The 11,524-nt window shown below is 42.6% G+C and carries 13 protein-coding genes and 3 pseudogenes; 2 read left to right on the top strand and 14 right to left on the bottom strand.

Annotated features, from left to right (window positions below):
• Nucleotides 1-501: 501 nt before the first annotated feature.
• Nucleotides 502-1,695, bottom strand: a complete 1,194-nt coding sequence (locus tag RID53_RS08750) for a cysteine desulfurase family protein (RefSeq protein ID WP_446387739.1) — start codon at nt 1,693-1,695, stop codon at nt 502-504.
• A 39-nt stretch (nt 1,696-1,734) separates the two neighbouring features.
• On the opposite strand from RID53_RS08750, the pseudogene RID53_RS08745 reads away from it, so the two are divergent.
• Nucleotides 1,735-2,238 (top strand): annotated as a pseudogene (locus tag RID53_RS08745) (DUF4365 domain-containing protein).
• On the top strand, nt 2,235-2,783 hold the full coding sequence (locus RID53_RS08740) for a hypothetical protein (protein ID WP_446387738.1): 549 nt from the start codon (nt 2,235-2,237) through the stop codon (nt 2,781-2,783). Before RID53_RS08745 ends, RID53_RS08740 begins: the two are co-directional and overlap by 4 nt.
• Nucleotides 2,784-2,928: 145 nt before the next feature.
• Here RID53_RS08740 and RID53_RS08735 read toward each other — a convergent pair whose 3' ends face one another.
• From RID53_RS08735 to cpcA, 13 genes and pseudogenes are all read right to left on the bottom strand, one after another.
• Nucleotides 2,929-3,291, bottom strand: a complete 363-nt coding sequence (locus RID53_RS08735; RefSeq protein WP_446387737.1) for a DUF5615 family PIN-like protein — start codon at nt 3,289-3,291, stop codon at nt 2,929-2,931.
• Entirely contained in the window at nt 3,281-3,622 is a 342-nt protein-coding gene (locus RID53_RS08730; protein ID WP_446387736.1) for a DUF433 domain-containing protein, read from the bottom strand. Before RID53_RS08730 ends, RID53_RS08735 begins: the two co-directional genes overlap by 11 nt.
• Before the next feature lie 328 nt (nt 3,623-3,950).
• Nucleotides 3,951-4,037 (bottom strand): annotated as a pseudogene (locus RID53_RS08725) (Uma2 family endonuclease); the annotation flags it as partial.
• Between the two features lie 64 nt (nt 4,038-4,101).
• On the bottom strand, nt 4,102-5,580 hold the full coding sequence (locus tag RID53_RS08720) for a hypothetical protein (protein ID WP_446387735.1): 1,479 nt from the start codon (nt 5,578-5,580) through the stop codon (nt 4,102-4,104).
• A 536-nt stretch (nt 5,581-6,116) separates the two neighbouring features.
• Nucleotides 6,117-6,314: a hypothetical protein gene (locus RID53_RS08715; protein WP_446387734.1), complete on the bottom strand. Its 198-nt coding sequence runs from the start codon at nt 6,312-6,314 to the stop codon at nt 6,117-6,119.
• Between the two features lie 145 nt (nt 6,315-6,459).
• Nucleotides 6,460-6,657 carry a hypothetical protein gene (locus tag RID53_RS08710; protein ID WP_446387733.1) on the bottom strand — a complete coding sequence of 66 codons (198 nt, stop codon included), beginning with the start codon at nt 6,655-6,657 and terminating at the stop codon, nt 6,460-6,462.
• A gap of 30 nt (nt 6,658-6,687) precedes the next feature.
• Nucleotides 6,688-6,855 (bottom strand): annotated as a pseudogene (locus tag RID53_RS08705) (Uma2 family endonuclease); the annotation flags it as partial.
• A gap of 29 nt (nt 6,856-6,884) precedes the next feature.
• On the bottom strand, nt 6,885-7,550 hold the full coding sequence (locus RID53_RS08700) for a HEAT repeat domain-containing protein (protein WP_446387732.1): 666 nt from the start codon (nt 7,548-7,550) through the stop codon (nt 6,885-6,887).
• 39 nt (nt 7,551-7,589) lie between these two features.
• Complete coding sequence (locus RID53_RS08695) at nt 7,590-8,399, bottom strand: HEAT repeat domain-containing protein (RefSeq protein WP_446387731.1); 810 nt, start codon at nt 8,397-8,399, stop codon at nt 7,590-7,592.
• A gap of 202 nt (nt 8,400-8,601) precedes the next feature.
• On the bottom strand, nt 8,602-8,841 hold the full coding sequence (locus RID53_RS08690; protein ID WP_446387730.1) for a phycobilisome linker polypeptide: 240 nt from the start codon (nt 8,839-8,841) through the stop codon (nt 8,602-8,604).
• A gap of 290 nt (nt 8,842-9,131) precedes the next feature.
• The gene (locus RID53_RS08685) at nt 9,132-10,001 is read right to left on the bottom strand and encodes a phycobilisome rod-core linker polypeptide (protein WP_446387729.1); all 870 of its coding nucleotides are present in this window, start codon (nt 9,999-10,001) and stop codon (nt 9,132-9,134) included.
• A gap of 37 nt (nt 10,002-10,038) precedes the next feature.
• Nucleotides 10,039-10,860 carry a phycobilisome rod-core linker polypeptide gene (locus RID53_RS08680; RefSeq protein ID WP_446387728.1) on the bottom strand — a complete coding sequence of 274 codons (822 nt, stop codon included), beginning with the start codon at nt 10,858-10,860 and terminating at the stop codon, nt 10,039-10,041.
• A 102-nt stretch (nt 10,861-10,962) separates the two neighbouring features.
• A complete protein-coding gene (gene cpcA / locus RID53_RS08675) occupies nt 10,963-11,451 on the bottom strand; it encodes a phycocyanin subunit alpha (protein ID WP_446340617.1) in 489 nt (162 codons plus the stop codon).
• Nucleotides 11,452-11,524: the final 73 nt, after the last annotated feature.

Here is an 11,524-nt window from a genome sequence, read left to right as displayed (position 1 = left end):
GTGGAACGCCATGGGGGTGAGTTGCGCTGTGAGTCGATTACCCGTCAAGGAACGGAATTAGCGAACGCATTACCAAGTTAGGGGCTTCTGAAAAAGTCTTGTTGTGGGGAGAGGGATTTGGGATCACCTCGGGGTACATCGACTCCGCTCGGTAACATGCTCGTTGTGGATTGGTCTATGGGCAATGGTTTCACCCCTCTGTCGAGGTAAAATTTGGTGGTGTTGTCGGCTAATAGTTCAGGATACAAGAGGGGGGTAGTATAAAAACCTTGCACTTGTTGGGTCGAAAAATGGTTTGAAACCCCTACCTGGTCTACCTTACACATTTATACAGCAAGCCCTAGTTAGTGACCTAAGTCGGGGCTGCTGAATAAGTGCTGTGGTGGGGGAGAGCGGGGGAAGCCGGGGGAGCATGTAGAGACGTAGCATGCTACGTCTGGGGAGCAAGGGTTTTGATGAGTTTTATTCTCAGCGAGTTTAGGCTTTGGGCTTGGTTTTTGTCTAATTTCCATCAATAGCTTGACGAATTTTGCTAACGGCTGTTGACAAAATTTCAGCGGCTTGACGAATTTCTGTATCTGTTGTAAATTTGCCTAAACCGATACGCAATGCCCCTTCTATTAAATTATCCGATAACTTTATCGATCGCAGTACATGGGATGGTGTTTCAACCCCCGACGTACAGGCGGAACCGGTGGAGATGGCGAGTTGGGAACGGATTCTAGCAATCACTGCACTATTGGGAATATCAGGAATAGAAATATGCAGATTCCCAGCAAGACGGTGAGTCGTGTCGCCATTAATAACGACGTCGGGAATGCTGTCTTGCAGCAGGGTTTGGAGTTTATCTCTAGAGGATGCGATCGCGGTTTCATCTTCGGTCATTTCTAACTGACGCAGACGACAGGCTTCGCCTAAACCGACAATACCGGGAACATTAAGTGTACCCGATCGCATACCGTTCTGATGACCTCCACCCCAGAGAATTGGTTCTAGGGGATATTTTTTTCGCACCACTAATGCGCCTGAACCTTTGGGTCCATAGAGTTTATGGGCGGAGATGGCTAGATAGGTGATCCCCCAGTCGTGAAAATTGATCGGAATTTTTCCGACGGCTTGGGATGCATCACAGAGGAAGGGGATTCTGTGGGTTTGGGCAATTTGTCCGATATTTTGGATGGGATAAATCGTGCCAATTTCGTTATTGGCTGCCATAACACACAGCAAGGAAATGCCGTTTTTACAGGTGTTTTCCAGATAATCCAAGTCGAGTCTACCTTTGGAGTCAACCTGAAGATTAATGATTTCGGCTAATCCTTTTTTGGCGAGGGTATTGCAGGTGTCTAAAACGGCTTTATGTTCCACTGGGGAGACAGCAAGGCGGGGTATTTTTGAGGTATTACTATGGAATAGTCTAACGAATCCTTGGAGGGCGAGGTTAATGCTTTCAGTTGCGCCAGAGGTGAAGATAATTTCCTTGGCGGATGATCCGATTAAGTTAGCGATATGAGTTGCGGCTTGGGAGACAGCTTGTTCGGCTTCATCTCCATAAGTATGGTCAATGCTGCTAGCGTTACCAAAGGCGGTAGTCATGTAGTGTAGCATTTGGGTTGCCACTCTGGGGTCAGTGGGGGTGGTAGAGTGGTAGTCCAGGTATATGGGGCGGGATTGGCTAGACTGCTGGGATAGGGACATAATTTAATTTGCGATAACTGGGTAGAAGGTTTAATCAGGGTGAATATTAACATCCAAAAAGAAGAATTCAGCTATGCTTATGTTTATGCGATCGCCTCAGCCGCAGGTTACTCGTTCCAGAGAACAACTACGCCCTTAGATCAACTGGGAATTGACTTGATCTTTACAGGGATTGGTGTGCAGGGAATAATGGGGAATCCTCAGCTATACGTTCAACTCAAATGTACTTCAAGAGCAATTCTAGATGAAAATCATCTGAAGTATCCACTCAAAGTTAAGAATTATGAATAACTGAGAGTTTCCCAGCAATATCCACCTCTAATCCTCGTGGTTGTTGTAGTACCTGATAACATTAATGACTGGTTATATCAATCAGAAGATAAGCTCTGTCTCAAACGTTGTGGTTACTGGATATCCCTAGCTGGAGAAGCATCGACAGAGAATCAGGAAACCGTAACTGTATCTATTCCTAGAGTAAATAGATTTACGGTGAATGCCCTAACAAGTCTTATGGAATGTATCGCCAGAGGAGAAGCTCTATGAATGTTACCGTAAAGGATATCAATATTCTGCAATCAATCCGACCTCAACAAGTAGCCAACTACTTGCAAAATCACGGCTGGCATAAACAAAACCATTTGCAGGATAAAGCCTCAATTTGGATACAAGAAAATGAGGGAGGAGAGTCGGCAACTATTCTGTTACCCCTAAATCAGGACATACCGGGGTTTCCGGTTTCTATGAGTGTTATTTTGGAAACACTGGAAACAATAGAAAATCGTTCTCAACTTGAGATTATTAGCGAACTTATTGCCACAGCTAATAATATAAAGATTCCGGGATTCGTTAGGCAAATTCATGCTCCTAATGCTGACCAATTAAGCGGAACGATTGTCATTTTTGGTGTAGTATGTGATCAACTTCGGGAAATTAAGATGGAGTTGTTTAACCATGAGTACATTCTTGCTATAAAAGCCTATCAAGAACGGTTTCCTATTTCCTGTACAGGAGATTTAGTTAAAGAAGAGAGCGGCTTTGTGCTGAAAAATATCCATGATTTTGTCCTAGATGAGTCGTGGAAAAACTGAAGTTGAGGGGTTTGCGATCGCAAAGCAGTTGATTCAGTGATTTACCCAGAGTGCTAATGCACGATGGTAGTAACACAGCTAAAATGGTGGAATAGATTTGACGGTTAAATCGGGCGCACGTCGGTGCGCCCCTACAATGCTAATCCTACCTTAAAGGGATGTGAATAATTTGGTCTTGAAATTCATTTTCTTCTGCTGCTAAGGCAATAAAAATTAAATTGTCAATAATTTCTCCAATTTCTGCTCTAGGACGAAGCACAAAGATGCCTGGAATGTGGCGACCTTGAGATAAATGCTCCGTTAAATGTACAGGCATTGAACTACGATTGCTGGTCACTAGGATAAAGTTGTTTCGCTCACACCAAAGTAGAATATCTGGGTCTTTAGTTCCTCTGGGTGGAAGTCCCGGATTGCCGATCATCCAAACCGTTAAATTGGATTGAAGGCGTAGAAGCTGTACCTGATAGAAAGAGGGTAAGTTTTCATCGAGTAAGTATTTAATTTTCATTGAGAGCAACTTTTCCTGGTTCTTGCTCTGCTTTTAATTTCAGCAGTCTGACGACAGCATGGGGAGGATTTTTATCCTGCTCTTGTTCGGATTGTAGGCAATACTCTAACCAGTTGCCTATATAGTTGCTTACTGTTTCTTTATGATGCAGGTAGTAAAGAATCGTAGCATAAACTTGCTCTAGAGTTAACGAGGAATAAGTTTGGGCTATTTCTTCGGCTGTACGGCGGCGATAGATGTATTCGTACAGGATGGTTTCAATTCCAATCCGCGTGCCTTTAATACGAATGTCATCAGTGGTAATGAAGTCTAAGTAGTCTTCTAATTGCATAAGTCAATCTTTTAGCGTGAGCAAGGAAGTAATCCCCCCTAGACTACCATAAATGGAAGTTAGAAATTTTAATAAACAGCAGCATTGCCTTGAGCATCATAAATTAACCAGTTCTTCAGGATTTTCTTGATTTACATCTGTGACTATTGATAATGCCATTGACTAAACCCTTGTCTTACAGCTATAGATATTAAAGGAGTGAGAGTAGATTCATAACCAGATTGGAAAATTTGCGAATTAGGATAAACCCTAAAACTTTTGTCATTAAAGATTGTCAGTTCTTGAATTGAGAATTTGAGAAATATGTTCGCGATCGCATCCTTAAAATTCACCAAATTTTGCTTAAATCCAGCACAAATCCGGATAATACTGGAGCGTCACTTACTGTTGCCGGATTATCCAAACATTCCACCGCCCATTCCACCGCCACTCCTAGACGATAGTGATCCCCTAGACTGAATATTATTTAATTTCCATTCCTAGGTATAGTCTAAATTTTCAGTAAACGTTTTATCTATGCGTCTTTGACTTAACATATCTCGAATAGCTATTGCTGCTTCTTCGATCTGAGAAAAACGTATAGAATATTTTTTTTCTACCCTATTTCTTGAGAAATTAAAGCATACAACTTTTCCGTCATTTGTTGTAATCAATAATCGTTTCCTGTATACATTCTTTTGCTGTTCATTTTTTAATCTTACAGAAGATTTTTCTTGGATTTTTATAGAGACAATACTATCATACATATATTCAGCAATTTCTTCATCGACAGTTTTTCTTCGTATAAAATTATAATAACATTTATAATAACTAAAAAAATTGGCACATAGGAATATAGCTACAAATCCATAGACTCCGTACTTCCTATTTTTTCCATCAAAACTTTTTTCACTTTCAAAATCATCTTGATCTATATATATTTCTTGGCTTTCAGAAGATTCTGTGAAAGAGTTAATGTCACTATCAACAAGAATATTTTCAAAGTTTTTAGTTTTTTCTGTAACACCAATAACTACCCGAACTTCTTCGGTTTTTAAAGCATTAACTTGATCATAGTCATAATCGCTATTAGATATTATCTTTAATTTTTTCATGCCTTCATGAGTAAGGCGTTCTATATCGTCATCCAGCCATTTTTGAACTTGTTTTTCTAACTTTAATAGGTACTCATTTCTACGGCATTTCTCTCGCCAGATTAATTCATCAAGTTTTTGTTGATATTCATCTAACTTTTGTTGACGTACTTGTTCAAGTTCAGTAAGTTCTTGTTCCTCCTGTAACAAGTACGCTTCAAGTTTTTGTTTACGTTCTCTAAGTTTTTGATAATCTCTTCTACGTTCTTGTAAGCGTACCTCAAACTCCTGTAAAGATGCCTCTATTTTGTTTCGTTCTTGATGAATACGCTCCTCAAACTCTTGTTTTAATTTTTGTTGCCGATCTATTTCAACTTTAGCCGAGTTTTCTTTCCAGGTTCGCTGATGCCTTTTATAAATATAATTTATTTTTTTTGAAAAATATACCAATGCGATAATGAGTAAGCCAATAGTTGAAAAGCCATTAAATTTCCAACTCAAAAATAACGAAATAGGAATAACTAATATTAATGTTATAGCTGTTATAATGGGTTTGTCTAGATAATAGTTAATTATATATAAGAAAGCTTGTTTTATATCTGCCAAAACCTGCTTTATTAAATAAATAAGTATTTTTTGTAAAGATAGATTAGGTATTTTTGAGGAATCTCCTGATGAAAATTTTTCTTCAGTATATTTATTTGATGATAACGACAAGAAAGATTCTCTTAAAGAAAAAATTGATTGAATTAAAGAATCAATTTCTTTCTCAACGCATTCTATCTGTTCTTGAGCTGATAATATTTCAGTTCTGACAGATTTTATTGAATTAACAGTATAGCTTGTTAAGGTTTCGTTGGATTGTTGTTCTTGTTTAATTGCCAATAATCTTTCATCAGATTCTATAAGTTCACGAGATAACTCTAATGGACACCCTTTATTTTTCCATCTAAGCAACTCAAAATATTCTCGAATTAGATTTGGATTACGCTTTTTATTTAATTCATTTAAGTAAGTTCATTATTTTGTTCTATTTCTTTTACCAATTTAGACATTTTTGATTCGTTAATGAGCGAACTCAATAATATCTTGGTAGATCTTATTGTTTTTTTTGAATCAAGGAACTGTTGTACTCGAAAATAGTAGTCTTTCCTTTTCATTCTGCCAAACTTAGGTGAGGAAAGTTCTTCAAGGCAGAAAAAACTGTAATGAACAACTAACTCAAGAATCTCAATTTCAGAATCTTTAAAATTTAACTTTTCTCTCCGAGTATTATTTACAGCGTTTAAAAGCCGATTTCTATGAGGACGATTTAAACCTTGTAAACCTAGGTTGTTAGATTTTACTTTGATCCACTCAAGGAGACCACCAAAGCTATCTAGATTTGGTTTTAACTTTGCCTCTTGATCGGATGACTGCAGTCAAATATTAGTAAATGTGATACTATGACCACTGCCACCTTGAATCACTGGTGCTTTATTATCTTTAGAGTAATTTACTTCTCCCCCTGAAACATTCCAAACATTTTCACTTTGAACTTCACCGATCCTAATGATCTCTTGGGCAAGCGTTTGAACCTCTTTGGCAAACGCTTCATCTTCATCAAGAGCTAACTGCAAGTATGCAACAACCCGGTCTAAATCTGGTTTTGAACCGTTCTCTGCTGCATTAAGAGCAGTTTCAGCTCTAACGTTTCCCCGAAACTTGTCCCAGATCTTCTGGCGTAAATGATCTATTTGACTAAGGGTTGCTTCTGTAAATTTCTCAACAGGTTCCTTGGGTTGGAACCAAGGGCGGGAAGACAGCGAGTGGTGCTACGAAGCGATTACCTACCCAGCCTCTGCCATCTCCGGTGGCAGTTGCTCCAAAGAGCAATGGTTCTACCGCCATGTCTCCTAATTGCACTAATCCATCTATGTCAGAGCCTTCCCAAAGCCGTAGTTCATCCAGCCAAAATAACACGAAGCCGCGATCGCACCATTCGATTCCACCCTAACCACCTAACAATGTATCAGGATCAATTCCCGATTCCCGCAATCGCTCCAGCAAAGACTGTAACTGAGCTTCCGCCGCTTCCGCTCGTTGTCTCTCCTGTTCCGCCTCAGTCAAAATCCAATTCTCTTGAGCATCATACCAACGCAACCACAAACGCTCAATTCCGGGTCTTCCGTATTTAGTGTGCTAAATTGTTAGTTTGATTTGCCGGAATATGGGACAGTAATAGCTTTAACCAATTGCGCCAAGGCGAATTGTACACGGGTGCGAACTGCCAAATCTGACTCATCTTTCATCAGTTGCTCAAAATGAGTGATAATCTGTTGCCAATAATCCGGTTGGGTTTCGGCTACCGCCGTGGCTAATCCTTGCAACCCCACCACGGAAGCATAACGCACCACCCATTCAGGATCATGGCAGGTTATCTGTAGAGTTTTCAGCACTCGCCCTTGGGCTAAGGAACTCTCTTCAGGAGATAATTTTGACCATTGTACATTTCCTAAACCCTTCGCCGCCGCACGACGCACGCTTAGAGCAAAGTCTGTTTCAGCCGCATTCAGTAAGGTATCTAAGGCTCTCGGATCAGCAAGTTGGGCTAATGCTCGAATCGCCCAAGCCCTTCCCCCATAGTTATACTCATCAAGCAAATTGAGCAATGGTTCTACCGCCACGTCTCCTAATTGCACTAATCCATCGACGGCGGCGACGGCGGCTCCAGGGTTGTTATAACTGAGGACAGCAATTAAGGTGGGAATCCCTGCTTTTATCTTGGCGTTGGCTAAGGTTCGCACAGCAGCAAGTAAGCGAGGGGAAGAATCGGCTTGTTCAACGGCTTGAATCAGGGTTTGGTCATCTGTCATTCGTCATTTGTCATTTGTCATTTGTCATTGGTTACAAGGCTATAGTAAGTCATCCATGAGCTTCATCACATGGATTGCTCCTTCTGATAACTGAACCGATTCGCTGGCGGAGTTTTTTACTTCATGCTCTAATACCCCTTTGAGAGAAATGAGCTTTAAACTATTTTCCGCTAAGGTTTGAGCGATCGCATCTGCTGCCTTTAAGTAGCCAATCGCCCCTAAATCGGCTAATACAGCCCGTCGTAATTGTAACTTTTTCCCCTTCAGGGCTTGCACCAAGCGATCGCCATAGGCGGGATTCTCGGTTAACTGATACATGGCGCGTGCGGCGGCGTACTGTATTCGTTCTTGATTATGCTCTAGGAAGGGTTCGATTAATGCGATCGCCTCTTTTGCCCCTAAACTGCCTAATGCTTCTATGACAGCATTATAAGGTTGTGCCAAGTGGGGTGATCCGGGTACAGGTTTAGCCGCCTCTATCCCACCCTCTAATAACTGCATTAACTGAGGAACACAAACGGGATCACCTAACATTCCTAACGACTGCGCGGCGGCTTCTCGTACATAAAAATCGGAGCAGTCTAGACAGTTTATCAGTGGCATAACGGCTTTGCGATCGCCCAACTTCCCCAGCGCCCGTGCTGCGTTGCGTTTCAGGGGATATCCCCCCGCCTCGGTACGATCTGCCTCTTCCTCTAGCGCCACAATCAAGGCGTCGATTACGGCGGCGTCTCGAATCCGAAATTTTCCCAGCCACCACGCCGCATAATAGCAAAGACTTAAATCATCCCTTTGCTTGAGGTTCGCCAGTGCTTGTTCTACTGTGAAGGATTCACCACCATTGGTCATTGGTCATTGGTCATTGGTCATTGGTCATTGGTCATTGGTCATTTGTTAGCTTCCCCAGCTTCCCCAGCTTCCCCAGCTTCCCCAGCTTCCCCAGCTTCCCCAGCTTCCCCGTTTCTCCTTAGCTGGTAATCGGTAACAGATAATGAGCATAGTATTTCCCCTTATCCCTTACCGTTTACCAGCCTTCAGTTTACTCCGCCAACTAACTATCAGAATTCACGGGATGAATATTGACAATTGTCCCTCCCATGCGGGTAATGCGGCGCATTTCTTCATTCATGCGATTATAAGGCACTTTAATGAAGACACTGCCGCTTTTGCGAAAGGGGTATTCGTTTTTGTCATTGGTTTCATTTTGACGCAAACCCGTGACTTCATAGGTAAAGAAACGACTCCCTGATGGGCTGTTAGCCGCACTGCTTGCTGCTACTTGACCTAGCATAGTAATCAATTCTCCTTTTGGGTATTTTTAACTATTTTAATTATCAATCATCCAAGTTTCTGATTTAGACCGATAAACAGCTATTTTTATCCGGCTTAATTCTCAACTTGTCTGCTAACTCAACATACCAATGGGACTAGAGTCTCAAGAGTTAGGAGATCAGAAATAATATAGCGATTTCCGCTATTTTCTCTCTAGTCCTAATCTCTCCAGTCCCCAGTCCCATCTGATCCGTTCAGATCGGTTCAATCTGCCTATTTATAGCGGACGTCAACGTCTGCCTTCTTGGACTAAGCTGGTGTGATGCTCGCCACTTTACCCCCTAGACGGTTAATCTGTTGGAGTTTGTTGGATAGTTCTTCATAAGGAACTAAGAAGGCTTTACTGCTGCGACGCACTTTCGGATACCTGGGATTAATAATCCCCGCTACTTCGACACGATAAACTTTGCCTTGTGTGCCATAAGGGACAGGACCTCCCAATGCCTTACTCGGGGTTTCACCCTTTTCAGACTGGCGATATGCCCAGCCTTCATTGGTACCCGATGGTCCAACCACGGCTGACGAAAAATTCTGCGCTAACTCAGTCGCCAAACGCGAATCACTTCCTTCCAACTGAGCGCGATCGCTATTGGCATAACCGCGATAAAGTCGGAACATACGGGTAAACCCAACGGTTTTCTGACCCCGTTGAGTCGCAAAACCGCGATAATACGGGACGATATAATCACCGAAGTTCTCTTGATACTCTTCACTATCAATGTAAGAGTCAATATCAGCGTCGTACCCTTGGGTTTCGTACAAATCTAGGTGGTAAATTACCTCAGACTCATCGTAAGGTGCGCGACCTAATAGGTGCTTGTAATTGAGTTCAATTACACGAGTTTGAAAATTGCCGTAGAAAAACTTGGTTTTATAAAGTTCTGATTTGGCAACACAACGCACAAATTCGCGCACGTTGATATACCCGTTCCGCAACAGTGACTCGGCACTGGTTAGGCGTTCAGACGCCATCACATAGTCATTACCCAACAGTTGACGGTAGACGGCACGAATGACCCCTTGGATATCATATTCAACCCAATCGGGGCGCAATTCTACCGGAGTTGGATTACTATACGCCTCTGTCCCTAATCGGGACGCTGCTGTTGTAATAGCCACTTAAATGTCTCCTAATTAAACGCCAATGTTGAAATCTTTAAGCGGGTATGATGTCTGTCACCTTACCGCCCATCTTATTGATTTGTTGTAACTTTTGGGAAAGCTGTTCGTAAGGGACGTAATATTCCGTCTGACTGCGGCGGATTCGGGTCATGCGTCCGGGTTTGGGGATTTGAATTACCCGCACGATATAAATCTGCTCGCGAGTTCCGCCCCGAGTACCCACGATCGCCTGTCCTTGGGGATCAGCGTAGATCCCAGACGAGGTATTCAGTGCAACTTCCCGCAACAAACGAGAACGATTTCCCGCTGGCTGAGTGCGATCGCTACTGCCTAATCCGCCAAATAGTTGGAAGATCCGGCTATAACCCACGGTTTTCTGATTACGTTGGGTTTCAAATCCAATTGGATAGGGAACAATGGACTCGCCAAAGTTCTCTTGATACTCCATTGAGTCAATGTAGGAGTTGATCTCTGCCTCATACCCCTGTTGATTGTACAAGTCAGTATGATAAGCAATCTCTGACTGATCGTAGGGCGCTCGTCCCAAAAAGTGCTTATAATTCAGTTCGATAAATCGCACTTGTGGGGTGGAGTAGAAAAACTTCTCCCGGTATAGTTCCGATTGACCCAGAGTTCTAATAAAATTGCGAACGCTTATTTCTCCGTGGCGCAGCAGTGATTCGGCACTGGTTAACCGCTCAAACTCCATCAAGTTATCGTTACCGAAGACTTGTAGATAAGCGGCTCGGATCACCAACTGCAAATCATCTTCTGTCCAATTTTGACGCAACTCCACTTTGGGAGACTCAGCAAATGCGGCGATTCCTAACCGCCTTGCTGCCGTTAAACTTGTCATCACAACCCTCCCTGAAAATGAATAAAACGATACCCGGAAACGCAAACAATTGCTAACCCTTTTTGCTAACAACTGCTTGCCTTTCCGGGCAAGGCGATCAATCTAGCTCAGGGCGTTGATCGCATAGTCAAGATAGGAATTGGCTTCAACGGCAGGATCGCCAGACAAGCCATGGTTACCTTTGATGTACTTGAGGGCTTCAATGTACCAGCTAGGAGACAGTTCAAACGTGCTGTTGATTTCATCAATCCCAGCAATCAGGTACTCATCCATCGGACCGGTGCCGCCTGCGACTAAGCAGTAGGTTACCATCCGCAGGTAGTAACCAATGTCACGAGAACACTTGGCTTTTCCTTCGGGAGTAGAAGCATAGTTCGGTCCCTGCATCTGAGTGGTGTAGGGGAACTTTTGGTACACCGCGTTAGCTGCACCGTCGATCAGCATTTGCGCTTTGTCAGTTAAGGCTCTAGCTGCCTGCAAGCTAGCTTGAGCTTGCTTAAACCGACCAAAGGCAATTTGGATTTCGGTGCTGCTTAAGAAACGTCCTTGTGAATCGGCAGCGGCGACTGCTTCTGTCAATGGCGTCTTCATCGTCGAGATATCTCCTTAATCTTTTGCTTACTTTTTCAAACGTTTTGATGAAGTTGAAACTTCAACAGGCAAT

It is taken from the genome of Coleofasciculus sp. B1-GNL1-01 (assembly GCF_040220235.1).
Lineage (GTDB): Bacteria > Cyanobacteriota > Cyanobacteriia > Cyanobacteriales > Coleofasciculaceae > Coleofasciculus.
Note: the sequence above shows the minus strand (reverse complement) of the source record. Positions and strands in the feature narration are given on the sequence as shown.